The organism is Streptococcus sp. HMSC070B10 (assembly GCF_001808665.1).
Lineage (GTDB): Bacteria > Bacillota > Bacilli > Lactobacillales > Streptococcaceae > Streptococcus.
Genome location: NZ_KV794152.1, coordinates 232926 through 258453 on the forward strand (window position 1 = coordinate 232926; position 25528 = coordinate 258453).

General features: G+C 39.6%; 27 protein-coding genes and 1 tRNA gene. 22 read left to right on the forward strand and 6 right to left on the reverse strand.

The features are described from left to right. Positions 1-51: 51 nt before the first annotated feature. From HMPREF2613_RS02735 to HMPREF2613_RS02785, 11 genes are all read left to right on the forward strand, one after another. Positions 52-123, forward strand: a tRNA-Gln gene (locus HMPREF2613_RS02735). A 161-nt stretch (positions 124-284) separates the two neighbouring features. Continuing rightward, positions 285-1487: a 30S ribosomal protein S1 gene (rpsA, locus tag HMPREF2613_RS02740; RefSeq protein ID WP_070478784.1), complete on the forward strand. Its 1203-nt coding sequence runs from the start codon at positions 285-287 to the stop codon at positions 1485-1487. Positions 1488-1572: 85 nt separating this feature from the next. Then, entirely contained in the window at positions 1573-2070 is a 498-nt protein-coding gene (locus tag HMPREF2613_RS02745) for a GAF domain-containing protein (protein WP_070478787.1), read from the forward strand. After that, complete coding sequence (gene dnaX, locus HMPREF2613_RS02750) at positions 2070-3725, forward strand: DNA polymerase III subunit gamma/tau (RefSeq protein ID WP_070478789.1); 1656 nt, start codon at positions 2070-2072, stop codon at positions 3723-3725. Before HMPREF2613_RS02745 ends, dnaX begins: the two co-directional genes overlap by 1 nt. Before the next feature lie 27 nt (positions 3726-3752). After that, the gene (locus tag HMPREF2613_RS02755; protein WP_001081602.1) at positions 3753-3947 is read left to right on the forward strand and encodes a DUF3272 domain-containing protein; all 195 of its coding nucleotides are present in this window, start codon (positions 3753-3755) and stop codon (positions 3945-3947) included. A 150-nt stretch (positions 3948-4097) separates the two neighbouring features. Beyond that, positions 4098-4868 (forward strand): Fe-S cluster assembly ATPase SufC, encoded by a 771-nt coding sequence (sufC, locus tag HMPREF2613_RS02760; RefSeq protein ID WP_000114489.1) that lies wholly within the window; start codon positions 4098-4100, stop codon positions 4866-4868. A 27-nt stretch (positions 4869-4895) separates the two neighbouring features. After that, on the forward strand, positions 4896-6158 hold the full coding sequence (gene sufD / locus HMPREF2613_RS02765; RefSeq protein ID WP_070478793.1) for a Fe-S cluster assembly protein SufD: 1263 nt from the start codon (positions 4896-4898) through the stop codon (positions 6156-6158). A gap of 10 nt (positions 6159-6168) precedes the next feature. Beyond that, a complete protein-coding gene (locus tag HMPREF2613_RS02770; RefSeq protein ID WP_070478795.1) occupies positions 6169-7395 on the forward strand; it encodes a cysteine desulfurase in 1227 nt (408 codons plus the stop codon). After that, the gene (sufU, locus tag HMPREF2613_RS02775) at positions 7382-7822 is read left to right on the forward strand and encodes a Fe-S cluster assembly sulfur transfer protein SufU (RefSeq protein ID WP_070478797.1); all 441 of its coding nucleotides are present in this window, start codon (positions 7382-7384) and stop codon (positions 7820-7822) included. The genes HMPREF2613_RS02770 and sufU overlap by 14 nt, the downstream gene beginning before the upstream one ends. Before the next feature lie 57 nt (positions 7823-7879). After that, the gene (gene sufB, locus HMPREF2613_RS02780; protein ID WP_000797054.1) at positions 7880-9292 is read left to right on the forward strand and encodes a Fe-S cluster assembly protein SufB; all 1413 of its coding nucleotides are present in this window, start codon (positions 7880-7882) and stop codon (positions 9290-9292) included. A 124-nt stretch (positions 9293-9416) separates the two neighbouring features. Continuing rightward, complete coding sequence (locus HMPREF2613_RS02785) at positions 9417-10808, forward strand: APC family permease (RefSeq protein ID WP_070478804.1); 1392 nt, start codon at positions 9417-9419, stop codon at positions 10806-10808. A 30-nt stretch (positions 10809-10838) separates the two neighbouring features. On the opposite strand, the gene HMPREF2613_RS02790 is transcribed toward HMPREF2613_RS02785, so the two are convergent. Continuing rightward, positions 10839-11687, reverse strand: a complete 849-nt coding sequence (locus tag HMPREF2613_RS02790; RefSeq protein WP_070478807.1) for a YitT family protein — start codon at positions 11685-11687, stop codon at positions 10839-10841. 141 nt (positions 11688-11828) lie between these two features. On the opposite strand from HMPREF2613_RS02790, the gene HMPREF2613_RS02795 reads away from it, so the two are divergent. The 6 genes from HMPREF2613_RS02795 to HMPREF2613_RS02820 all read left to right on the forward strand — a co-directional run bounded on the left by HMPREF2613_RS02795 (position 11829) and on the right by HMPREF2613_RS02820 (position 17212). Continuing rightward, entirely contained in the window at positions 11829-12668 is an 840-nt protein-coding gene (locus tag HMPREF2613_RS02795; RefSeq protein WP_070478809.1) for a DegV family protein, read from the forward strand. Between the two features lie 107 nt (positions 12669-12775). After that, positions 12776-13051: an HU family DNA-binding protein gene (locus tag HMPREF2613_RS02800; RefSeq protein ID WP_001284640.1), complete on the forward strand. Its 276-nt coding sequence runs from the start codon at positions 12776-12778 to the stop codon at positions 13049-13051. Positions 13052-14696: 1645 nt separating this feature from the next. Next, the gene (locus tag HMPREF2613_RS02805; protein WP_070478811.1) at positions 14697-14927 is read left to right on the forward strand and encodes a hypothetical protein; all 231 of its coding nucleotides are present in this window, start codon (positions 14697-14699) and stop codon (positions 14925-14927) included. 155 nt (positions 14928-15082) lie between these two features. Further along, positions 15083-15724: an amino acid ABC transporter permease gene (locus tag HMPREF2613_RS02810; RefSeq protein ID WP_049487112.1), complete on the forward strand. Its 642-nt coding sequence runs from the start codon at positions 15083-15085 to the stop codon at positions 15722-15724. 9 nt (positions 15725-15733) lie between these two features. Next, positions 15734-16363 carry an amino acid ABC transporter ATP-binding protein gene (locus tag HMPREF2613_RS02815; RefSeq protein WP_004261430.1) on the forward strand — a complete coding sequence of 210 codons (630 nt, stop codon included), beginning with the start codon at positions 15734-15736 and terminating at the stop codon, positions 16361-16363. A 9-nt stretch (positions 16364-16372) separates the two neighbouring features. Then, on the forward strand, positions 16373-17212 hold the full coding sequence (locus tag HMPREF2613_RS02820) for an amino acid ABC transporter substrate-binding protein (protein WP_042751372.1): 840 nt from the start codon (positions 16373-16375) through the stop codon (positions 17210-17212). A gap of 61 nt (positions 17213-17273) precedes the next feature. Here HMPREF2613_RS02820 and lysS read toward each other — a convergent pair whose 3' ends face one another. The 5 genes from lysS to HMPREF2613_RS02845 all read right to left on the reverse strand — a co-directional run bounded on the left by lysS (position 17274) and on the right by HMPREF2613_RS02845 (position 21738). Next, a complete protein-coding gene (gene lysS, locus HMPREF2613_RS02825) occupies positions 17274-18764 on the reverse strand; it encodes a lysine--tRNA ligase (protein WP_070478813.1) in 1491 nt (496 codons plus the stop codon). Between the two features lie 137 nt (positions 18765-18901). Then, positions 18902-19519, reverse strand: a complete 618-nt coding sequence (locus HMPREF2613_RS02830) for a histidine phosphatase family protein (protein ID WP_070478817.1) — start codon at positions 19517-19519, stop codon at positions 18902-18904. Further along, positions 19519-20001 (reverse strand): aminoacyl-tRNA deacylase, encoded by a 483-nt coding sequence (locus HMPREF2613_RS02835; protein WP_061423884.1) that lies wholly within the window; start codon positions 19999-20001, stop codon positions 19519-19521. Before HMPREF2613_RS02835 ends, HMPREF2613_RS02830 begins: the two co-directional genes overlap by 1 nt. Beyond that, a complete protein-coding gene (locus tag HMPREF2613_RS02840; RefSeq protein ID WP_070478819.1) occupies positions 20001-20843 on the reverse strand; it encodes a DUF368 domain-containing protein in 843 nt (280 codons plus the stop codon). The genes HMPREF2613_RS02835 and HMPREF2613_RS02840 overlap by 1 nt, the downstream gene beginning before the upstream one ends. Positions 20844-20937: 94 nt before the next feature. Next, positions 20938-21738 carry a glycoside hydrolase family 25 protein gene (locus HMPREF2613_RS02845; protein ID WP_049487118.1) on the reverse strand — a complete coding sequence of 267 codons (801 nt, stop codon included), beginning with the start codon at positions 21736-21738 and terminating at the stop codon, positions 20938-20940. Between the two features lie 155 nt (positions 21739-21893). Here HMPREF2613_RS02845 and glmU point away from each other — a divergent pair, with 155 nt between their 5' ends. The 5 genes from glmU to rocS all read left to right on the forward strand — a co-directional run bounded on the left by glmU (position 21894) and on the right by rocS (position 25428). Continuing rightward, on the forward strand, positions 21894-23273 hold the full coding sequence (glmU, locus tag HMPREF2613_RS02850) for a bifunctional UDP-N-acetylglucosamine diphosphorylase/glucosamine-1-phosphate N-acetyltransferase GlmU (protein WP_070478821.1): 1380 nt from the start codon (positions 21894-21896) through the stop codon (positions 23271-23273). Positions 23274-23282: 9 nt separating this feature from the next. Then, positions 23283-23828: an NUDIX hydrolase gene (locus HMPREF2613_RS02855; protein ID WP_049500386.1), complete on the forward strand. Its 546-nt coding sequence runs from the start codon at positions 23283-23285 to the stop codon at positions 23826-23828. An 11-nt stretch (positions 23829-23839) separates the two neighbouring features. Beyond that, positions 23840-24151 (forward strand): cell wall synthase accessory phosphoprotein MacP, encoded by a 312-nt coding sequence (macP, locus tag HMPREF2613_RS02860; RefSeq protein WP_049532083.1) that lies wholly within the window; start codon positions 23840-23842, stop codon positions 24149-24151. Positions 24152-24167: 16 nt separating this feature from the next. Next, a complete protein-coding gene (locus HMPREF2613_RS02865; protein WP_070478823.1) occupies positions 24168-24860 on the forward strand; it encodes a 5'-methylthioadenosine/adenosylhomocysteine nucleosidase in 693 nt (230 codons plus the stop codon). 76 nt (positions 24861-24936) lie between these two features. After that, positions 24937-25428 (forward strand): chromosome segregation protein RocS, encoded by a 492-nt coding sequence (gene rocS / locus HMPREF2613_RS02870; RefSeq protein WP_000021242.1) that lies wholly within the window; start codon positions 24937-24939, stop codon positions 25426-25428. Positions 25429-25528: the final 100 nt, after the last annotated feature.

Genomic DNA, 25528 nt, shown 5'->3' on the forward strand with positions numbered 1-25528 from the left:
TCCGCTCCTTCGGGTTCGGGGGTTCGAATCCCTCTCTCTCCATTTCATCAATGGGGTATAGCCAAGCGGTAAGGCAAGGGACTTTGACTCCCTCATGCGTTGGTTCGAATCCAGCTACCCCAGTTCTTAGGTAATGATCAAGATAAAAAGCAAAATATCTTAGGGTATTTTATTTTTATAATTGAAAGACGTGAACGATATGAACATGTCCTTGCGGGTGCTTAGGAAAAAAATTATAAGTATGTCAAGTTTAAGAAAAACTTGATTGTTGGAGGATTTTTTAGATGAACGAATTTGAAGATTTGCTAAATAGCGTTAGCCAAGTTGAGACTGGTGATGTTGTTAGTGCTGAAGTATTGACAGTTGATGCGACTCAAGCTAACGTTGCAATCTCTGGAACTGGTGTTGAAGGTGTCTTGACTCTTCGCGAATTGACAAACGATCGCGATGCAGATATCAATGACTTTGTTAAAGTAGGAGAAGTATTGGATGTTCTTGTACTTCGTCAAGTAGTTGGTAAAGATACTGATACAGTTACATACCTTGTATCTAAAAAACGCCTTGAAGCTCGCAAAGCATGGGACAAACTTGTTGGTCGCGAAGAAGAAGTTGTTACTGTTAAAGGAACTCGTGCCGTTAAAGGTGGACTTTCAGTAGAATTTGAAGGTGTTCGTGGATTTATCCCAGCTTCAATGTTGGATACTCGTTTCGTACGTAACACTGAGCGTTTTGTAGGTCAAGAATTTGATGCTAAGATCAAAGAAGTTGACGCTAAAGAAAACCGCTTCATCCTTTCACGTCGTGAAGTTGTTGAAGCAGCTACTGCAGCAGCTCGCGCTGAAGTATTCGGTAAATTGGCTGTTGGTGATGTTGTAACTGGTAAAGTTGCACGTATCACAAGCTTCGGTGCTTTCATCGACCTTGGTGGTGTTGACGGATTGGTTCACTTGACTGAATTGTCACACGAACGTAACGTATCACCAAAATCAGTTGTAACAGTTGGTGAAGAAATTGAAGTGAAAATCCTTGATCTTAACGAAGAAGAAGGACGTGTATCACTTTCACTTAAAGCAACAACACCTGGACCATGGGATGGCGTTGAGCAAAAATTGGCTAAAGGTGATGTAGTAGAAGGAACAGTTAAACGTTTGACTGACTTCGGTGCATTTGTTGAAGTATTGCCAGGTATCGATGGACTTGTTCACGTATCACAAATTTCACACAAACGTATTGAAAATCCAAAAGAAGCTCTTAAAGTTGGTCAAGAGGTTCAAGTTAAAGTTCTTGAAGTTAACGCAGATGCAGAGCGCGTATCACTTTCTATCAAAGCTCTTGAAGAGCGTCCAGCTCAAGAAGAAGGACAAAAAGAAGAAAAACGTGTTGCTCGTCCACGTCGTCCAAAACGTCAAGAAAAACGTGATTTCGAACTTCCAGAAACACAAACAGGATTCTCAATGGCTGACTTGTTCGGTGATATCGAACTTTAATCAAATTGAAAATTCACAAAATCCTTTGTTTTCTAAACAAGGGATTTTTCTTTTGTCTGTAAGCCTTTTTTGATATAATAGTTCTATGTTAGAATCAGAAAAACAATCACGTTATCAAATGTTAAATGAAGAGCTCTCTTTTTTATTGGAAGGTGAAACTAATGTCTTGGCTAATCTTTCCAACGCCAGTGCTCTTCTAAAATCACGCTTTCCTAATACCGTATTTTCAGGCTTTTATCTGTTCGATGGAAAGGAATTGGTTTTAGGTCCCTTCCAAGGAGGTGTTTCCTGCATTCGTATTGCACTGGGAAAAGGTGTTTGTGGTGAGGCAGCTCATTTTCAGGAAACTGTTCTGGTTGGTGATGTAACAACTTATCCCAACTATATTTCTTGTGATAGTAGCGCTAAAAGTGAAATTGTTGTTCCGATGGTTAAGAATGGTCAATTACTTGGAGTTCTGGATCTTGATTCTTCAGAGATTGATGATTATGATGCTATGGATCGAGATTATTTGGAACAATTTGTCGCTATTTTGCTTGAAAAGACAGAATGGGACTTTACAATGTTTGAGGAGAAAGCCTAATGTATCAAGCACTTTATCGAAAATATAGAAGTCAAAACTTCTCCCAGTTGGTTGGACAGGAAGTTGTGGCTAAGACTCTTAAACAAGCGGTGGAGCAAGAGAAAATAAGTCATGCTTATCTTTTTTCTGGTCCTCGTGGAACGGGAAAAACCAGTGTGGCTAAGATTTTTGCCAAGGCTATGAACTGTCCCAATCAAGTGGGTGGTGAACCATGTAATAACTGCTATATTTGTCAGGCAGTGACGGACGGTAGTTTAGAAGATGTCATTGAAATGGATGCAGCCTCTAATAATGGGGTGGATGAAATCCGTGAAATTCGTGATAAATCTACCTACGCCCCTAGTCTTGCTCGTTATAAGGTTTATATCATAGATGAGGTTCACATGCTGTCTACAGGGGCTTTTAATGCTCTCTTAAAGACGCTGGAAGAGCCAACACAGAATGTTGTCTTTATTTTGGCCACTACTGAATTGCACAAGATTCCTGCCACTATTTTATCCCGTGTGCAACGTTTTGAATTTAAATCAATTAAAACACAGGATATTAAGGAACATATCCACTATATCTTAGAAAAAGAAAATATCAGTTCTGAACCAGAGGCTGTGGAAATCATTGCTAGACGGGCTGAAGGTGGAATGCGAGACGCCTTGTCTATTTTGGATCAAGCCCTAAGTTTGACACAGGGAAATGAATTGACGACTGCCATCTCTGAAGAAATTACTGGCACCATTAGTCTATCAGCCTTGGATGATTATGTGTTTGCCTTATCTCAACAGGATGTTCCTAAAGCATTAGCTTGTTTAAATCTTCTCTTTGACAATGGTAAGAGCATGACTCGTTTTGTGACCGACCTTTTACACTATTTAAGAGACTTGTTAATTGTTCAAACAGGTGGAGAAAACACTCATCATAGTCCAGTCTTTGTAGAAAATTTGGCACTTCCTCAAGAAAATCTGTTTGAAATGATTCGCTTGGCGACAGTGAGTTTAGCAGATATTAAGTCTAGTTTACAGCCAAAGATTTATGCTGAGATGATGACCATCCGTTTGGCAGAGATTAAGCCTGAACCAGCTCTTTCTGGGGCAGTTGAACATGAAATTGCTGCGTTGAGACAGGAAGTTGCCCGTCTCAAACATGAACTCGCCAATGTGGGAACTGTAGCTAAGCCAACCAGTCCAGTACCTACTCGTCCAACAGCAGGCAAAACAGTCTATCGTGTGGATCGCAATAAGGTTCAATCTATCCTACAAGAGGCCGTTGAAAATCCTGATTTAGCACGTCAAAACCTGATTCGTCTGCAGAATGCCTGGGGAGAGGTGATTGAAAGTCTAGGAGGCCCTGATAAGGCTCTGCTAGTTGGTTCTCAACCGGTTGCCGCCAATGAACATCATGCTATTCTTGCTTTTGAGTCTAACTTCAATGCTGGTCAAACCATGAAACGAGACAATCTCAACACCATGTTTGGCAATATCCTCAGTCAGGCAGCAGGTTTTTCACCCGAAATTTTAGCCATTTCTATGGAGGAATGGAAAGAAGTTCGCGCAGCCTTTTCAGCCAAAGCCAAATCTTCCCAAACTGAAAAAGAAGCAGAAGAAAGCCTGATTCCAGAAGGATTTGAATTTTTGGCTGATAAAATGAAGGTAGAGGAAGACTAAAGAAAGATTTCATGATACAATAAGTTTATGAATAGACAACAATTTATTATCATCGCGCTGTTTACAGCTGCTGAGACCTATTTTTTCAATGAAGCCTGGATGACTGGTCGCTATATTATGGCAGCCTTTTGGGCCATTTTGCTCTTTAGAAATTTCCGAGTTAGTTACTTGATGGGCAAGATTGTAGATGTCATTGACCAGCATTTAAAAGGAAAAGACTAGTCCTCAGCTTCTAGACAAAATCAAAGCCTTTTAGGCTTTTTTTTGTTATACTATAAAAGTATATTTATTGACCTTTTACCGTATTTGCTAGGGAGATCAAGTATGTTTCCAGTAAGAACTGTAAAGGCTTTGAAAAAGAAAGGAACTATCATGTCAGTATTAGAGATCAAAGATCTTCACGTTGAGATTGAAGGAAAAGAAATTTTAAAAGGGGTTAACTTGACCCTGAAAACAGGAGAAATCGCCGCTATCATGGGACCAAATGGTACTGGTAAATCGACTCTTTCTGCCGCTATCATGGGAAATCCAAACTATGAAGTTACCAAAGGTGAAGTCTTGTTTGATGGCGTAAACATTCTTGAGTTAGAAGTGGACGAGCGTGCGCGTATGGGACTTTTCCTTGCTATGCAATACCCATCAGAAATTCCTGGTATTACTAACGCTGAGTTTCTTCGTGCAGCCATGAATGCTGGTAAAGAAGACGATGAGAAGATTTCAGTTCGCGAGTTTATCACTAAGCTAGATGAAAAAATGGAATTGCTCAACATGAAAGAAGAAATGGCTGAGCGTTACCTCAACGAAGGTTTCTCTGGTGGTGAGAAAAAACGCAATGAGATTCTTCAACTTTTGATGTTGGAGCCAACATTTGCCCTTTTGGACGAGATTGACTCTGGTCTTGATATTGACGCTCTTAAAGTTGTTTCTAAAGGTGTTAATGCTATGCGTGGTGAAGGCTTTGGTGCTATGATTATCACTCACTACCAACGTCTTTTGAACTACATCACGCCTGATGTGGTACACGTCATGATGGAAGGTCGTGTTGTCCTTTCAGGTGGTCCAGAATTGGCTGCGCGTTTGGAACGTGAAGGATACGCAAAACTAGCTGAAGAACTTGGCTACGATTACAAGGAAGAATTGTAATTCCCTCGTATCTTTTAGGAGAAGTAAATGACTAAAGAAAATATTAAACTTTTTTCAGAAATGCACGCTGAACCAAGCTGGTTGGCTGACCTTCGTCAAAAAGCTTTTGATAAGATGGAGAGTTTAGAGTTACCAGTTATTGAGCGTGTCAAATTCCACCGTTGGAATCTGGGTGATGGAACGATTACAGAAAGTGAGCCATCAGCAAATGTTCCAGATTTCACAGCTCTAGATAATCACTTGAAGTTGGTGCAAGTAGGAACTCAAACTGTTTTTGAGCAAATTCCAGTTGAGTTAGCTGAACAGGGTGTCGTCTTTACAGACTTCCACTCAGCTTTAGAAGAAATTCCAGAGCTTATTGAGGAATTCTTCATGTCATCTGTTAAGTATGACGATGACAAGTTGGCAGCTTACCATACAGCTTATTTCAACAGTGGTGCTGTTCTCTACATTCCTGATAATGTTGAGATTAAAGAACCAATCGAAGGAATTTTCTATCAAGACAGCGATAGTGATGTGCCGTTTAACAAGCATATTATGATTATCGCTGGTAAAAATTCTAAGATTAGTTATCTGGAACGTTTAGAGTCACGTGGTGAAGGAAGTGCCAAAGCAACTGCTAATATCACAGTAGAAGTAATTGCGCGTTCTGGTGCTCAAGTGAAATTTGCGGCTATCGACCGTCTAGGTGAAAATGTCACTGCCTACATTAGCCGTCGTGGTAAATTAGGCAACGATGCAAGCATTGACTGGGCAATCGGTGTCATGAACGAAGGAAACGTCGTTGCGGACTTTGATAGCGACTTGATTTGTAACGGTAGCCATGCGGATCTTAAAGTCGTAGCTCTTTCAAGTGGCCGTCAGGTACAAGGGATTGATACCCGAGTAACTAACTATGGTTGCAACTCAATTGGAAATATCCTGCAACATGGGGTTATCCTTGAAAAAGCAACTTTAACTTTCAATGGTATCGGTCACATTATCAAGGGTGCCAAGGGAGCAGATGCGCAACAAGAGAGTCGTGTTCTTATGCTTTCAGACCAAGCACGTTCAGATGCTAATCCAATTCTTTTGATTGATGAAAATGATGTTACTGCAGGACACGCGGCTTCTATCGGTCAGGTAGATCCAGAAGATATGTATTACCTCATGAGCCGTGGCTTGGATAAGGCAACTGCAGAACGTTTGGTTGTCCGTGGTTTCCTTGGCTCTGTTATCGTTGAGATTCCAGTCAAGGAAGTTCGTGATGAAATGATTGCAACCATCGAAGAAAAATTGTCAAAACGCTAAGGGGTAGCCTATGTTAGATGTAGAAGCGATTCGCAAGGATTTTCCAATTTTAGACCAGATTGTTAATGATGAACCATTGGTTTATTTGGACAATGCTGCGACGACACAAAAACCACTAGCAGTTCTGGAGACGATTAACCGCTACTATGAGAACGACAATGCCAATGTTCATCGTGGCGTTCATACCTTGGCAGAAAGGGCGACAGCTTCTTATGAGGCGGCTCGTGAAACCATTCGTAAGTTTATCAATGCAGGGTCTACAAAGGAAGTTCTCTTTACCAGAGGAACGACAACTAGTCTTAACTGGGTAGCGCGTTATGCTGAGGAAGTCTTGACTGAGGGAGACCAGGTTTTGATTTCTGTCATGGAACACCATTCCAATATCATTCCATGGCAGGAAGCCTGCCGTAAGACTGGGGCAGAGCTTGTTTATGTCTATCTCAAGGATGGAGCTCTGGATATGGATGATTTGCGAGCTAAATTGACTGATAGAGTCAAGTTTGTCTCCCTAGCTCACGCCTCAAATGTTCTTGGTGTGGTCAATCCAATCAAAGAAATCACTCAATTGGCCCATCAAGTTGGAGCTATCATGGTGGTGGATGGTGCTCAATCTACGCCTCATATGAAGATTGATGTTCAGGACTTGGATGTGGACTTCTTTGCCTTTTCAGGTCACAAGATGGCAGGTCCGACTGGTATCGGGGTTCTCTATGGCAAAGAAAAGTATCTAGAACAAATGTCACCAGTTGAATTTGGTGGGGAAATGATTGATTTCGTCTATGAGCAGTCTGCTAGCTGGAAGGAGTTGCCTTGGAAATTCGAGGCAGGAACTCCCAATATGGCAGGTGCTATCGGACTTGCTGCAGCAGTAGATTATCTAGAAAAAATTGGTATGGATGCCATTGAAGCTCATGAACAGGAATTAATCTCTTACGTCTTTCCAAAACTGCAGGCTATTGAAGGTTTGACCATTTACGGTTCACAGGACTTGGCCCAACGTTCAGGTGTGATTGCCTTTAATCTAGGCGATCTCCATCCTCACGACCTTGCGACAGCTTTGGATTATGAAGGAGTAGCTGTTCGTGCAGGTCACCACTGTGCGCAACCCTTGCTTCAGTATTTGGATGTCCCAGCAACAGCTCGCGCAAGTTTTTATATCTACAATACCAAGGCAGATTGCGACAAGCTAGTAGATGCCTTACAAAAGACAAAGGAGTTTTTCAATGGCACTTTCTAAACTAGATAGCCTTTATATGGCAGTGGTAGCGGACCATTCGAAAAATCCACATCACCAAGGAAAGTTGGAAGACGCTGAACAAATCAGTCTCAATAATCCGACCTGTGGAGATGTCATCAACCTCTCTGTCAAGTTTGATATAGATGACCGTTTGGAAGATATCGCTTTTCTAAACTCGGGCTGTACCATCTCAACTGCCTCTGCTAGCATGATGACAGATGCAGTTTTAGGAAAAACCAAACAAGAAATCTTAGAACTTGCGACCATTTTTTCTGAGATGGTTCAAGGGCAAAAAGATGAACGCCAAGATCAACTTGGCGATGCAGCCTTCTTATCAGGCGTTGCCAAATTTCCTCAACGAATCAAGTGTGCAACCCTAGCTTGGAACGCTTTGAAGAAAACAATTGAAAATCAAGAAAATCAGTAAGACAAATTTCTTTTGTCTTATGAATCAGTAGAAATAAAGAATGAAAGAAAGGATATTATGGCTGAAGAAAGAGTAGAACCAAAACCAATTGACCTTGGTGAATATAAATTTGGTTTCCATGATGATGTAGAGCCTGTCCTATCGACAGGAAAAGGATTGAATGAAGATGTCATTCGTGAATTATCAGCTGCAAAGGGAGAACCTGAGTGGATGTTAGAATTCCGTTTGAAGTCTTATGAGACCTTCAAAAAAATGCCTATGCAAACTTGGGGAGCAGACTTGTCAGAGATTGATTTTGATGACTTGATCTACTACCAAAAACCATCTGATAAACCAGCTCGTTCGTGGGATGAGGTTCCTGAAAAAATCAAAGAAACCTTTGAACGTATCGGGATTCCAGAAGCTGAACGTGCTTATCTAGCAGGTGCCTCTGCCCAGTATGAGTCAGAAGTGGTTTACCATAACATGAAGGAAGAATTCCAGAAATTGGGGATTATCTTTACAGATACGGATTCTGCCCTTAAGGAATACCCAGACTTGTTTAAGCAATACTTTGCCAAGTTGGTACCACCGACTGATAACAAGTTGGCGGCCCTCAACTCAGCAGTATGGTCTGGTGGAACCTTTATCTACGTACCAAAAGGGGTCAAGGTAGATATTCCACTTCAAACTTACTTCCGTATAAACAACGAGAATACAGGTCAGTTTGAACGTACCTTGATTATCGTTGATGAGGGAGCAAGTGTCCATTATGTAGAAGGATGTACAGCGCCAACTTATTCAAGTAACAGCTTGCATGCTGCCATCGTAGAAATCTTTGCTTTGGATGGAGCTTATATGCGTTATACGACTATCCAAAACTGGTCTGATAACGTCTATAACTTGGTAACGAAACGTGCTAAAGCTCAAAAGGATGCCACTGTTGAGTGGATTGATGGAAACTTGGGTGCCAAAACAACTATGAAATATCCATCTGTTTACCTAGATGGAGAAGGGGCGCGTGGTACCATGCTCTCTATCGCTTTTGCCAATGCTGGGCAACACCAGGATACTGGAGCTAAGATGATCCACAACGCTCCACATACAAGCTCGTCTATCGTGTCTAAATCCATCGCTAAAGGTGGAGGAAAGGTTGACTATCGTGGACAAGTAACCTTTAATAAAAACTCTAAGAAATCTGTCTCTCACATCGAATGTGATACCATTATCATGGATGACTTGTCAGCATCAGATACCATTCCGTTTAATGAAATTCACAACTCACAAGTCGCTTTGGAACACGAAGCTAAGGTATCTAAGATTTCAGAAGAGCAACTCTATTACCTCATGAGCCGTGGATTGTCAGAATCTGAAGCAACTGAGATGATTGTTATGGGATTTGTAGAACCATTTACAAAAGAGCTTCCAATGGAATATGCTGTTGAGCTGAACCGTTTGATTAGCTATGAAATGGAAGGATCAGTTGGCTAAGAATATGTAGAATCTGAGCAGGATTTATTTCTGTTCAGATTTTTTTGAAAAATCATCTTATAAATATTCACAAAATTCCTTTTATATGATAAAATAAAACAATCATATTTAATGGAGATGAAGTATGAATATTTTTAGGACTAAAGATGTTAGTTTGGGACGTACTGAAATGCACCGTCATTTAAAAGTATGGGATTTGATTTTATTAGGAATCGGTGCCATGGTAGGAACTGGGATTTTTACCATTACAGGAACCGCAGCAGCAACGCTTGCTGGTCCGTCACTGGTTGTATCCATAGTGATTTCTGCCCTTTGTGTTTCTTTATCCGCCCTCTTTTTCGCAGAGTTTGCCTCTCGTGTTCCTGCAACTGGTGGTGCTTATAGTTATTTGTATGCAATTTTGGGTGAATTACCAGCTTGGATTGCTGGTTGGTTGACCATCATGGAGTTCATGACAGCAGTTTCTGGTGTGGCCTCTGGCTGGGCAGCTTATTTTAAAGGCTTGCTCAGTAACTATAGTATTTCAATGCCTCAAGCCTTGAATGGGACCTTTAACCCTGAGCAGGGTACCTATATAGACCTTTTACCTATTTTGGTATTGACACTGGTAACCGGTTTAGTTTTATTAAATTCTAAGGCAGCTTTGCGTTTTAATTCGCTTCTAGTCATCTTGAAATTCTCTGCTCTCGCTTTGTTTATTCTAGTTGGTATCTGGTATATTAAACCAGAAAATTGGTCCAACTTTGCTCCCTTTGGTTTTGGTCAAATTTATGGTGGAAGTACTGGAATAATGGCAGGAGCATCTTTGATGTTCTTTGGTTTCCTAGGATTTGAATCTATTTCGATGGCTGTTGATGAAATTCAAAACCCACAAAAAAATGTCCCACGAGGTATTGTTTTGTCATTGACAATCGTAACGATTCTCTATGCCTTGGTTACATTAGTATTGACAGGGATTGTTCACTACAGCCAACTCAATGTGGATGATGCTGTAGCATTTTCATTGCGAAGTATAGGAATTGGTTGGGCAGCTAATTATGTGTCATTAGTGGCCATTTTAACCCTAATAACAGTGTGTATTTCTATGACTTATGCCTTATCGCGTATGATTTACAGTTTAGCACGTGATGGTCTTTTACCTCGAAGTTTTAAGCAATTAAGCAAAACAAGTCGTGTTCCTAAAAATGCGACCATCTTAACAGGAGTTGCTTCTGCAATTGCAGCAGGAGTGTTTCCACTGGCTAGTATTGCAGCCTTTCTAAATATTTGTACGCTTGCTTATCTTATCTTATTGGCTTATGGAATTATAAAACTTAGAAAGGATAGGGGAATGCCTAAAGAAGGAGAATTCAAAACTCCCCTAGTTCCCTTGTTGCCGATTCTCTCGATTCTAATCTGTCTTTCCTTTATGCTTCAATATAGTGTAGAAACATGGATTGCGTTTGGAATTGCTCTTGTAGTTGGACTTGTGATTTACTTTACTTATGGCTATCGTCATTCTACACTTTCTGAATAAAGAAAAAGCTGGAACTTCCCAGCTTTTTGCTTACTCTTTTATATATGTGAAGCCTTCTCCTAGGATTTCATGAGCTTCTGTAATAGTTATAAAGGCTTGAGGATCAATTCGATGAATCATTTCCTTCATTTTCACAATTTCATTTCTTCCGACAATACAGTAGATAATCTTCAAATCTTCTTGACTATAATAACCTTGACCTGAGATGAAAGTAACGCCTCTACCTAGGTCATCATTAATCGCCTTAGCAAGTTGGTCAGGACGTTTTGTGATAATCATAAATCCTTTGCCGGCATATCCTCCTTCACCAATCAAATCAATGACACGAGAAACGATAAAATCAAATAAGAGCGTGTAGGAAACCAATCTCAAGTCCTTGAAGATGAGGAGAATAAGCATGAGAATACAAAAATCTAAGATAAAGAGCAGTTTCCCCATGGATATATGAGTGTATTTGTTGAGAATACGAGCTAGAATATCAGTACCACCAGTTGTACCTCCAGCATTGAAGATAATTCCGAGCCCAATTCCCAATAGAATCCCAGCTATGAGGGCTGTAATCAGTAAATCACCTTGAAGATCAATATGAAGGGGAATCCGCTCAAAAACAGCTAACCAAGCGGACAAAGCTAAGGTTCCTAGTAAACTAGAATAGAGGGATTTGGCTCCAAAGATTTTCCAAGCCAGGATGAAAAGGGGAATATTAATCAGCAAGTTCATCAGAGAAACAGGGATTTTAAAAAGATAAAAGGTGATGAGGGTAATACCTGTCGCCCCTCCTTCAAAGAGATGATGAGGAACTACAAAATAAGTCAGCCCAAAAGCATAAATAGCAGCACCTAGTAAAATGGTTAAAATGGGATAAATTTTTTTAATCATAGGACACCTCTTTTCTTATAAGTAAATTATATCAAATTTTTAAGGAAAATTTGAATGACTCCATTAGGATTTTTAATCTTTTTTTGATATAATTAGAAGTAAGAAAAACAATCTGAATCCTAAAATAGAAAGATTGATACTATGACAAAAATTAAGATTGTAACCGATTCATCTGTTACTATTGAACCAGAACTCGTAAATCAATTAGGTATCACTATTGTTCCATTATCTGTAATGATCGATAATGTTGTTTATTCTGATGCGGATTTGAAAGAAGAAGGTAAATTTCTTCAGTTGATGCAAGCAAGTAAGAATCTTCCAAAAACAAGCCAGCCCCCTGTAGGTGTCTTTGCTGAAGTTTTTGAAGACCTATGCAAAGATGGTAGCCAGATTCTTGCTATTCATATGTCTCATGCTCTTTCTGGTACTGTAGAAGCGGCACGTCAAGGTGCTAGCTTATCTACTGCCGATGTGACAGTTATTGATAGTTCATTCACTGATCAAGCCTTGAAATTCCAAGTTGTTGAGGCTGCGAAGTTAGCACAAGAAGGCAAAGAGTTGGAGGAAATCTTATCTCATGTAGAAGAGGTTAAAAACCACACAGAACTCTATATTGGCGTTTCAACTTTGGAAAATTTAGTAAAAGGTGGACGAATTGGCCGTGTAACTGGATTGTTGAGCTCACTTCTCAATATACGTGTTGTCATGCAGATGAAAGACCATGAATTGCAGCCAATCGTTAAAGGTCGTGGAGCTAAAACTTTTAAAAAATGGTTGGATGAGCTGACAAGTTCGCTAACTGAACGTTCTGTAGCAGAGATTGGAATTTCATATTCTGGTAGTGCTGATTGGGCAAAAGAGATGAAAGAAAGCTTACAAGCTTATGTTGAAAAGCCTATTTCAGTTTTGGAAACGGGCTCTATTATTCAAACTCACACGGGTGAGAATGCTTGGGCTGTTTTAGTACGTTACCACTCCTAAAAAAATAAATAAAATGGGAAGAAATAGCGTTTTTAACTTGACCTAAAAGGGATTTTAGGATATGATTATATTTGTTAATTAGAAATTAAATTGGAGGAATCATTAACATGGCAAACAAACAAGATTTGATCGCTAAAGTAGCAGAAGCTACAGAATTGACTAAGAAAGACTCAGCAGCAGCAGTTGAAGCTGTATTCGCAGCAGTAACTGAGTACCTTGCAGCTGGTGAAAAAGTTCAATTGATCGGTTTTGGTAACTTTGAAGTTCGTGAGCGTGCTGCACGTAAAGGTCGCAACCCACAAACTGGTAAAGAAATCAAAATTGCAGCTTCTAAAGTTCCAGCATTCAAAGCTGGTAAAGCTCTTAAAGACGCTGTTAAATAATCAATCTATAAAAAGCCTATTGTATCAAGCTTTCTAGCTTGAGCAGTAGGCTTTTATTTTTGTTTTGGGGCATTTTTGGGGCAAAACTATAAATTATCTAGTAGGTCGAGGATATTATCATCCATCTTCTTTGTAACGTGTGTGTAGATTTTGTCTATTGTTCTAGAATCATAACGTCCTACTCTTGCCATAATTGCTTTTAGAGTTACGCTATTCTGCTTACGAGAGTATGCCTAAAGATGTGGTAGGTGAGGTGCCTATCAATGGATTCTTCAAGTTGTGTATTTGTTTTCAGATTTAAATCTTCAATAGTTTTTACGATTTTTGGCAGTTCCGCTCGTCATGCAGAATTATATTCGATATACTCAAGGTTCACTGTGTAATCAAGAGGCAGGTTTAAGATTAATTTAGATCACTCTGATTGTGACTTTGAAAGATCAAGTTTGATTAGAAAGCGTTGAATGTATTTTATATCGATATAAATCTAAAATGCCTATTTAAAATCATTCATGCTACTAGTAAGAGAGCTGATATAGCTCCCTTAGATTTTTTTTGGTAAAAAGTCCACCACTCTTCTAAAAAAGTGAAATTTACTTTAATATATAGCTGAGATACTGCAACAAATGGTCATTATGCTACTATTGTATATGGATATAATGCTGAAAAGTTGAAGAAATTGAAAGTTCAACTGAACATGACATATATAGGATAAGGAGAGAGCAAGCTATCCTTTTATCTTTATATTATCGTGATTCCTTAATTTTAATGGATACAGTAGAAAACGAAATTGTAGAAGTAAAAAAATTGAAAAGCAGTTGGAATTTATTGCTAATCTCTGAGATGATGTAACTATTAATGATTTACTGAAATAAACAGATTTCGCAAAAATTATGTCTAGCTTTACAGAATTTCATGCTCACTGAGTAGGTGATGTAGAGCCAAAGAGGAAGTGATGGCACTTGATCAAACCTTCAAACGTTTTTATAGTTTTATCAGGAAAGTTAAAGAGGGGCTTCTGGTGTGAGTATTCGTGAGTTCATGAAAGGCGATAATTGAGGCCTGGTAATGATGGAAAAGAATGATAAAGAAGAACTAATCGATCTAGTTGATTTTGAACTTTAACTTGTCAATGTAGCTATAAGAGAGTATAATAATTTTAAAAAGATGGGAGCTATAAGGATTAGCGATTTGTTATACCAGTGAGAGTTGATAAGAGAATTTTAAATAAACTCGATTTTGTATCAACAAAGCCACAATAAGGACGATCAGAAAAGATTGGTAAAGGATTAGAGAGGCTCTATAGTGAGCTGGGGAGAAAGATGACTGGAAAAGGATTGATTTGGGCACATATTTGATTAGGTGTGGCTATTTCTGTCTTAGCACTCTATACCTACATGATTATTTATATTTTTAATCATGATATGGAAGAAATCTTTGCAACTTTTATTATGTTGGTAATTTATTCACTATTCTTTCTGTTATTTTTGATATCAGTTGAGAGATTATCTTTATTGGTTTGCGTAGAATTAGCTTATCGTAATTTGCAACGATATAAAAAAATTAAAAAGTCCCTTCTTTTTGATAGTACTTTTACAAATAAAAGTCTTAGTAATATAATAGAGCTATAGAAGGGGAGGTGGAAGAAATGTTTCGAAAAGAAAAAGCACGCAAGCGGTTTTACTTTTGGCTTATCATCTTTATCCTTTATCTTGCTTTTGGATTGTATTGTATTTGTACAAATTTTGGAGATACCTTGGGTATGATTTTACTATCACCTTTTATCTTTGCTTCCCTGCCACTCTATGCTTATTTAGTCCTTGGTTTGTTTATCTGGGGGTTCATGAGTCTTGCTATGGATGATGTTATGGATCTTTAGTTAAAGGAAAGCTAAGATCGAGAAAGGACACATTTCGTCCTTTCTTTTTTGATAGATATAGTTTTTCTTTTTAAAAGAGTATTTTTTTACAAAAATAGTTGGATATTTTGTTTATTTATGCTATAATGGGAACAATTATTTTTAGGAGGTGCAGTATGTCTTATTTGTTTGAGATATTACCGAGTTTATTGAGCGGTGCAAGCATGACTTTGCAGGTTTTTGCACTGGTCTTGATTTTTTCTATTCCCTTGGGCGTTTTGATTGCCTTTGCCTTGCAAGTCCATTGGAAGCCCCTCCATCATCTGATTAACATTTATATCTGGATCATGCGAGGCACACCCTTGCTCTTGCAATTGATCTTTATCTATTATGTGCTCCCAAGCATTGGGATTCGTTTGGATCGCCTTCCTGCAGCCATCATTGCCTTTGTTCTCAATTATGCAGCTTACTTTGCTGAAATCTTTCGTGGAGGGATTGATACCATTCCTAAAGGTCAATATGAGGCTGCTAAGGTTTTGAAGTTTAGTCCCTTTGACACAGTTCGCTATATTATCTTACCCCAAGTGACCAAGATTGTTCTTCCTAGCGTATTTAACGAAGTCATGAGTTTGGTCAAGGATACCTCTCTGGTCTATGCTCTAGGAATTTCAGATCTTATCTTGGCTAGTCGAACAGCTGCAAACCGTGATGCTAGCCTGGTTCCTATGTTCTTGGCAGGAGCCATTTACTTGATTTTGATTGGGATTGTGACCATTCTTGCCAAAAAAGTTGAGAAGAAATACAGTTACTATAGATAGGAGGCTGCCATGTTAGAATTACGAAATATCAATAAAGGGTTTGGTGAAAAGCAAATTTTGTCTAATTTCAGTCTAAAAATTCCTGAAAAGCAAATCCTAGCTATCGTTGGGCCTTCGGGTGGAGGTAAGACGACTCTCTTACGCATGCTTGCGGGTCTTGAAACCATTGATTCAGGGCAAATATTTTATAATGGAGAACCTTTAGAATTGGATGAACTGGAGAAGCGCAATCTACTGGGATTTGTATTCCAAGATTTTCAACTGTTCCCTCATTTATCAGTTCTAGACAATTTGACCTTATCGCCCGTAAAAACCATGGGAATGAAGCAGGATGAGGCTGAGCAGAAGGCGCGAGGTCTTTTGGAACAATTAGGACTGGCAGGACATGCAGATGCTTATCCCTTCTCACTATCAGGTGGGCAAAAGCAAAGGGTGGCCTTGGCGCGTGCTATGATGATTGACCCAGAAATCATAGGTTACGATGAACCAACTTCTGCCCTAGATCCTGAATTACGCTTGGAAGTGGAAAAACTGATCTTGCAAAATAGGGAACTTGGCATGACCCAGATTGTGGTTACCCACGATTTACAATTCGCTGAAAATATTGCAGATCAGATTCTCAAGGTTGAGCCCAAGTAGGAGGTGCCGATGACTAATAAGAAAATTGTCTTGGTGTTGGTTTCGTTCCTGACTCTCTTCTTAACAGCCTGTACTCAGAAGGCTAGTGATCCAAAGCAGGATAACTGGGATAAGTATCAAGAGCAGGGGAGTATAACCATTGGTTTTGACAATACCTTTGTACCCATGGGATTTGAAGAAAAGAATGGCCAATATACAGGCTTTGATATTGATTTGGCGCAAGCAGTTTCTGAAAAATTAGGTGTCAAGGTGCAATTCCAGCCAATCGACTGGGATATGAAGGAGACGGAACTGCAAAATGGAACCATAGATGCCATTTGGAATGGCTATTCTGCGACTGATGAACGCCGAGAAAAAGTTGCCTTTAGTATTCCTTATATGGAAAATCAGCAAGTACTAGTTACGAAGAAAAGCAAGCAAATTCGTTCAGTAGAGGATATGAAGGATAAGACCTTGGGAGCTCAAGCAGGTTCCTCTGGTTATTTAGACTTTGAAGCTCAGCCAGACTTACTGAAAAATCGTGTTAAAGACCAGAAGGCCAATCAATACCAGAGTTTCAATGAAGCCTTAATTGATTTGAAAAATGTTCGGATTGATGCTTTGTTGATTGACCGAGTGTATGCTAATTATTACCTCCAGTCTGAGGGGATATTAAATGATTACAATGTCTTTTCAGCTGGATTTGAAAGTGAATCTTTTGCTGTTGGAGTTAGACCAGCTGATAAAAGATTATTAACAGCATTAAACCAATCCTTTATTGAACTATATCAAGAAGGAAAGTTCCAGGAAATCAGCCAGAAATGGTTTGGAGAAGATGTGGCAACAAAAGAAGTGAAAAGTAGAGATTGAGTTTTTCCTCAGTCTCTTTTTGCATCAAAAAATCCTCTGGCAAGTACCAGAGGATAAGAGTTTATTTCATTGTTGGGAAGAGCAATACGTCACGGATAGTGGTTGTGTCAGTGAGGAGCATGCAGAGACGGTCGATACCGATTCCCAAACCACCTGTTGGAGGCATACCGTATTCAAGGGCCTCGATGTAGTCATAGTCGATGCCTGTTGCTTCATCATCACCAAGTTCTTTAGCTTTAGCTTGGGCTTCAAAACGGCTAAGTTGATCGATGGGGTCGTTCAACTCAGTAAAGGCATTACCGTACTCCTTAGTCATGATGAAGAGCTCGAAACGGTCAGTAAAGCGTTGGTCTTCAGGATTTTTCTTAGCTAGTGGAGATACAGCTACTGGATGTCCATAGACAAAGGTTGGTTGGATCAAAGTTTCTTCAACAAACTCTTCAAAGAAGGCATTGATAATGTGACCAACTTCAGTATAGTGTTTTTCAACTGGAACTTTCTTCTCAGCAGCGATAGCTTTGGCTTCTTCCAAAGTCATATCTTGCCAGAAATCGACACCAGTAATTTCTTTGATAGCATCAACCATGTGAACACGTTTAAATGGTTCATTGATTTTGATTTCAGTACCTTGATAGTTGACTGGACCATCGCCTTTAACTGATTTAGCAGCGTGTTGGATAATGCCTTCCGTCAAGTCCATGATGTCTTGGAAGTCTGCATAAGCTTGGTAGACTTCGATAGAAGTAAACTCAGGGTTGTGAGTAGCGTCCATTCCTTCGTTACGGAAGATACGGCCGATTTCATAGACGCGTTCCATACCACCGACGATAAGGCGTTTCAAGTGAAGCTCAGTCGCGATACGAAGCACCATGTCAATGTTTTGGGCATTATGGTGGGTGATAAATGGACGGGCCGCCGCACCACCAGCTTCGTTGTGAAGAACAGGTGTTTCCACTTCAAGGAAACCTTTTTGGTCAAGGTAACGACGGATTTCAGAAATGATTTTTGAACGAGTGATAAAGCGCTCAAAGCTTTCACGGTTAGAAATCAAGTCAAGGTAACGTTTACGGTAAATTGTTTCAACGTCTGTCAAACCGTGGAATTTCTCAGGAAGTGGGCGAAGTGCTTTAGATAAGTGAGTGATGTGAGTAGCTTTGATAGAGAGTTCTCCCATATCTGTACGCATCACTTCACCTTCGACACCAAGGAAGTCACCAAGGTCTGCTTTTTTGAAGATATCGTAGTTTTCTTCACCGACAGCATCCTTACGAACGTAAATCTGGATTTGACCTTCGCGGTCTTGAAGGTGGGCAAAACCTACTTTACCTTTACCCCGTTTGGTTACCAAGCGTCCTGCGATAGTAGCTGTTTCATTTTTTTCATGTAATTGTTCTTTATCGAGGTCAGCATATTTATCTTTTAATTCTTGTGAATTTGCAGTACGTTCAAAACGTTTTCCGAAAGGATCAATTCCTTGTTCACGGAGCGCAGCCATTTTTTCACGGCGAACGATCTGCTGGTCATTTAGTTCTTCCATATGTTCTGTTGACATGGGATCCTCCTAGTTTTACTCAAAATTGAATACGATGAGTCATTTTTTGCGATACTCCCATTTTATCATAAATAAGCAATAAATTCACGGATAATCTTTCAAAACTAAAAAGAACTTGACGCTAAAATCAAGTTCTGTTATTGATAGGAAGTATTATTCCAAGTATCGAGAGTAAATGTTTCAAAATCATGGGTTTCTAGAATGGTCAGGCTGGCATTTGCTAGACCGCCATCTTTACGAAGAAGTGGTTCTTTATATCCTAGAAGAGTACGAAGACTGGCAGTAAGATTGGCGCCGTGTCCGACAATCAGAATACGCTCAGCAGGACTATCTTTTAATGATTTGATAAATCGGATGGTCCGTTGTGTTGTGCTATAGAGGGATTCGGCTCCGAACATTTGAGTGTCAAATTGAGCAAGATTAGATCGAAAAGCTTTGATTTGTTGCGGGTAAATAGCTTCCAAGGTTGCGATTTTCAAACCTTCTAACTTCCCCAGCTGCCATTCCCGGAGGTTAGGAACACTTTCTAAAGGACAGGGCGTCTGGAGTTGACTTTGGATAATCTCAGCAGATTTGACTGCTCGAGGTAAATCACTTGCATAAATCTGATCAAAAGGAATTTTCTTGAGATACTGACCGAGTTTTTTGAGGGTGTCAATGGATTCAGGAAGAAGGGGAGAATCGCCACTAGCACCTTGAAAGCGTCCTTCCTGATTCCAGACGGTGCGACCGTGGCGGACAAAGTAGAGTTTCATTACTTGCTGTCCTCCAAGATATCTACAAAGTCAGCCTTTACAAAGCTAGCCAAGTCTTGTGGTGCGACGATAATGCTGTGACCAACTTCGCCAGCAGAGACAATCATTTGATCCAAATCTAGAGCAATCTTATCGATAAAAATGGGATAATTGTGTTTCTGACGAATACCGACAGGATTATTGGCTCCGTGAATATAACCTGTTGTTTTTTCCAAGTCCTTTTGTGGAATCATGCTCACTTTTTTATTGCCAGAAATTTTGGCTAGTTTCTTTTCAGACAAGTGTTGGGTGATAGGGACAATTCCAATAATCGGTCCTGTTTTATCTCCCAAAAGAGCCAAGGTTTTAAAAATCTGATCTCGTTCATAACCTTGAGGAAGCTCTCCTTCCAGGGCATTGATTTGAATCCCCTGATGTGGGATACCTGCTTTAGACAGGATTTGTTCCACCAATGTTTTTTTGATTTTAACTTTTTTTGCCATTATTTATATTTATCCTCCAATTGACTCATCCAAATACCAAGCCAGATTCCAAGTGCAAAGAAGAAGGCGATGATGACATACCCAACAAGTGAAAGACCTGTGTATTGGATACTTTCAGCGTTTCCTGCATTTGGAATCAAGATCAAAAGAGTACTTGATAGGACGATACCGATGATGAAATGATAGACGCGTGAGTGGTAGTTGTTTAAGGCATAATCCATCAATTTTGAAAAAATAATGAGAGTTGCACCTGCCCCGATTCCAATCGGGAAGAAGGTTCCCAAGAGGTCAAAGGTTTTAAAACCAGTCAACATAGGAGCATAGAGACCCAAAATCAAAAGTAGATTTGATGGACTGAGGCCAGGAACTAATACGCCAAGAGCCAGCAGTGCACCTGCTAGGACGAAATTAAGAAAGTTGGCGCTCAAGGTTCCAACGACAAAATTTAAGGCATAGAGTCCTAATCCAGAAATGATAAAGGTTATCCAGAACCAGACTAAATCAATCTTGTCTCGATCAGATTCTCGAGTTGATTCTTTGAGGAGGCTAGGAACTGTACCAATGATAGCTCCTGCAAAGCTCCATAAGACAAAGACCTGATAATTTTCAAGCAGGTATTCAATCGGGTAGGAAAATAAGCCGATTCCCAGAAGCATACCAATGGCAACTGGAATAAAGTACAAAACATTTTCTTTAAAGTCTTTAAAGGGATGAGCTAGAAAGCCAATCATTCGTTCATAAATACCTAAGATTGCTGCTAAAACCCCTCCGGAAATTCCCGGTAGAATAAATCCAAGAGCAATGACAATCCCTTTAATAACGCGTGCTAACCATGAGAGCATATTTTTCCTCCAACTATTTCTATTTCAAAAAATCCTTACTATATTGTATCACAATCTAAAACAAAAAGAAAAAGCAAATGAGAAACAAATGCTTTTAAGGTTTTAAAAAGAGTTTTCTAAAGGTTTCTTCTTTATTTTTTAAAGAAGAGATGACGTTGATATCCAAATCGTGGTCAAAGCCAGCAATTTTTCCTTTAGAAGTGTACTGGTGAATGTCATAATCTATATCAGTCTTAGGAGTTGCCTCGTAAAATCCTGAGTCAGAACCATAGGAAGGAATCCACACAGACGTAAACTTGTCAGTATCAATACTGTGTTCTTCCATGAAATAGACCCCAACGTAGATTCCGATATTTTTAGCACCTAGTGATTCTAGTTTTGCACGAAAGGCTTCAACACCTTCGTTCATATTGGACATGGTTTTTTCTTCCACATCTAGCCAATAGTAGCTAGGGCTGTATGGCGATGCGGAATTATAAAAACTTTCAGCAGCCTTTTCCATTTCTTGGATACTTTTTCCAGCTACATAGGCATAGACCCCAACTGGGACATTTCGTTTTTGAAACTCGGTAATATGGGTTTTAAAGGCCTTGTCTACCCCATTAACAAAGGAAGCATCATTCTCTTTTGAAGACTGAGCGCCACTATGGACGCGAACAATAGCTCCTGAAATGTTTTGGGAGAGAGTATCGTAATTAATTTCCTCAGGTCGTTGCCAACCAGAAACATCAATCACCGGTTTATCTATATTATGTAGCGCTTGCGATTCTACTTGCGCGATATTTGACTTTGTTTTTACAGGATGGTCCTCAAAACGAGGGCGATTTAGGATTAAAATGAAAATCATAATCCCAAAAAAACCAAACAAAATAAGCGGATTAATTTTCTTTCTCATATCTTATAATTTTACCTTATAAATGAAAAAAAATCAAAAAAAAATACTCAAAAAATGGGTTAATAGAGGACTTTAGAGCATTTTTTCATTCAAGAGCGCGGAATGATTTGAAATATGGTATAATAAAAGGGAATTTCTAGAGAAAAGAGAAGATTATGTCAAATTATGCCATTATTTTAGCAGCGGGTAAAGGAACTCGCATGAAATCGGATTTGCCAAAAGTTTTGCACAAGGTTGCGGGTATTTCTATGTTGGAACATGTTTTCCGTAGTGTGGGAGCTATCCAACCTGAAAAGACAGTAACCGTTGTAGGACACAAGGCGGAATTGGTTGAAGAGGTCTTGGCTGGACAGACAGAATTTGTGACTCAATCTGAACAGTTAGGGACTGGTCATGCAGTTATGATGACAGAGCCTAACCTAGAAGGTTTGTCAGGTCACACCTTGGTCATTGCAGGGGATACTCCTTTAATCACAGGTGAAAGCTTGAAAAACTTGATTGATTTTCACATCAATCATAAAAATGTGGCCACTATCTTGACTGCTGAAACGGATAATCCTTTTGGCTATGGACGAATTGTTCGTAATGACAATGCGGAGGTCCTTCGTATTGTTGAGCAGAAGGATGCTACAGATTTTGAAAAGCAAATCAAGGAAATCAACACTGGAACATATATTTTTGATAACGAGCGTTTGTTTGAGGCTTTGAAAAATATCAATACCAACAACGCTCAAGGTGAATACTATATCACAGATGTCATTGGCATTTTCCGAGAAGCTGGTGAAAAAGTTGGCGCTTATACTTTGAAAGATTTTGATGAGAGTCTTGGAGTAAATGACCGTGTAGCACTTGCGACAGCTGAGTCGGTTATGCGTCGTCGCATCAATCACCAACACATGGTCAATGGTGTTAGCTTTGTCAATCCAGAAGCAACTTATATCGATATTGATGTTGAGATTGCTCCTGAAGTTCAAATCGAAGCCAATGTTACCTTGAAAGGGCAAACGAAAATTGGTGCTGAGACTATTTTGACAAACGGTACTTATGTAGTGGATAGCACTATCGGAGCAGGAGCTGTTATTACTAACTCTATGATTGAAGAAAGTAGTGTTGCTGACGGAGTGACAGTCGGACCTTATGCCCACATTCGTCCAGGTTCAAGTCTGGGTGCCCAAGTTCATATTGGTAACTTTGTTGAGGTGAAAGGTTCTTCTATCGGCGAGAATACTAAGGCTGGTCATTTGACTTATATCGGAAACTGTGAAGTGGGTAGCAAGGTTAATTTCGGTGCTGGGACTATTACAGTCAACTATGACGGCAAAAACAAATACAAGACAGTCATTGGCAACAATGTCTTTGTTGGTTCAAATTCAACCATTATTGCGCCAGTAGAACTTGGTGACAATTCCCTCGTTGGTGCGGGTTCAACTATTACCAAAGACGTTCCAGCGGATGCTATTGCTATTGGTCGTGGACGTCAGGTCAATAAAGACGAATATGCAACTCGCCTTCCTCATCATCCTAATAATCAGTAGGAGTCTGTCATGGAATTTGAAGAAAAAACGCTTAGCCGAAAAGAAATCTATCAAGGACCAATTTTTAAACTGGTTCAAGATCAGGTTGAATTACCAGAAGGCAAAGGAGTTGCCCAACGGGATTTGATTTTCCACAATGGAGCTGTCTGTGTTTTAGCTGTAACGGATGAGCAAAAACTCATCTTGGTCAAGCAGTACCGCAAAGCCATTGAGGCAGTCTCTTATGAAATTCCAGCCGGAAAATTGGAAGTAGGAGAAAATACAGACCCTGTTGCAGCAGCTCTTCGTGAATTAGAGGAAGAAACAGCCTACACAGGGAAATTAGAACTCTTGTACGATTTTTACTCAGCCATTGGCTTTTGTAATGAAAAATTAAAACTATACCGAGCAAGCGATTTGACGAAAGTGGAAAATCCGCGTCCGCAGGATGAAGATGAGACCTTGGAAGTCCTTGAAGTTAGCTTAGAGGAAGCCAAGGAATTGATCCAATCAGGTCATATCTGTGATGCCAAGACGATTATGGCTGTTCAGTATTGGGAATTGCAAAAAAAATAGAGGAGGTCAGTATGGGTAAACCTTTATTAACGGATGAAATGATTGAAAGAGCTAACAGAGGCGAAAAAATTTCAGGTCCTCCTTTGCTAGATGATGAGGAGACAAAAATTTTACCAACCTCTTCTTCCCGTTTTGGTTATGCCAATCCTAAGGGACATGGCTTTAGCCAGGAAACCTTGAAGATTCAGGTCGAACCGTCTATTCATAAAAGTCGTCGCATTGAAAATACCAAGAGAAATGTCTTCAATTCTAAACTGAATAAAATCTTATTTGCAGTCATCTTTCTCTTAATTTTGCTTGTCTTAGCAATGAAACTGTTGTAATAGAAAAGGAATTGAAATGAAAATAGGAATTATTGCGGCTATGCCAGAAGAACTAGCGTATCTGGTCCAGTATCTAGAAAATGCCCAGAAGCAAGTTGTTTTAGACAATACCTATCATACTGGAACCATTGCCTCGCATGAAGTCGTTCTTGTAGAAAGTGGAATTGGTAAGGTCATGTCTGCTATGAGTGTGGCGATTTTGGCTGATCATTTTCGAGTGGATGCTTTGATTAACACGGGATCTGCTGGTGCAGTAGCAGAGGGTATCGCTGTTGGGGATGTCGTGATTGCTGACAAATTAGCCTATCATGATGTGGATGTCACAGCATTTGGCTATGCTTATGGACAAATGGCGCAACAACCGCTTTATTTCGAATCAGATAAAACCTTTGTTGCCAAAATCCAAGAGAGTTTATCTCAATTGGACCAAAAATGGCATCTTGGTTTGATTGCTACAGGAGATAGTTTTGTTGCAGGAAATGACAAGATAGAAGCGATTAAGTCCCATTTCCCAGATGTTTTAGCCGTGGAGATGGAGGGGGCAGCTATTGCTCAGGCAGCGCATGCCCTTAATCTTCCAGTTTTAGTCATCCGAGCTATGAGTGATAATGCCAACCATGAAGCAAACATCTCTTTTGATGAGTTTATTATCGAAGCTGGACGTCGCTCTGCCCAAGTCTTGTTAGCCTTTTTGAAGGCTTTAGATTAAGCGGAAATTTGACAGTTTTTCTAGCTTATGATAAGATTTAAGTAAAGAAAAGCTAGAAAACGTTTCAGAGGATATTATGAGTATTGAAATGACCGTCAGTGAGATTGCAGAGGTCTTAGGATTGTCTCGCCAAGCAATCAATAACCGTGTCAAAGAATTACCAGAAGAAGACACAGATAAAAATGACAAAGGGGTAACAGTAGTTACCAGAAGTGGCTTGATTAAGCTAGAAGAAATCTATAAAAAAACGATTTTTGAAGATGAGCCTGTCAGTGAAGATGTCAAGCAGCGTGAACTGATGGAGATTCTGGTTGATGAGAAGAATGCAGAAATTCTTCGTCTCTATGAACAATTAAAAGCCAAGGATCGTCAGTTATCAGAAAAAGACGAGCAGATGCGTATCAAAGACCGTCAGATTGCTGAGAAAGACAAACAACTCGATCAGCAGCAACAATTGACCCTTCAAGCCATGAAGGATCAAGAAAATCTTAAGCTAGAGCTGGACCAAGCAAAAGAAGAAGTCCAATCAACTAAGAAAGGCTTTTTTGCTCGTTTATTTGGAGGATAATCAAGGAGCTGTTTAGGTTAAATGCTAACCTAATGGCTTCTTTTGTTTCTAATAGTATAGTTGCTCAATTAATACTCAATGAAAATCAAAGAGCAAACTA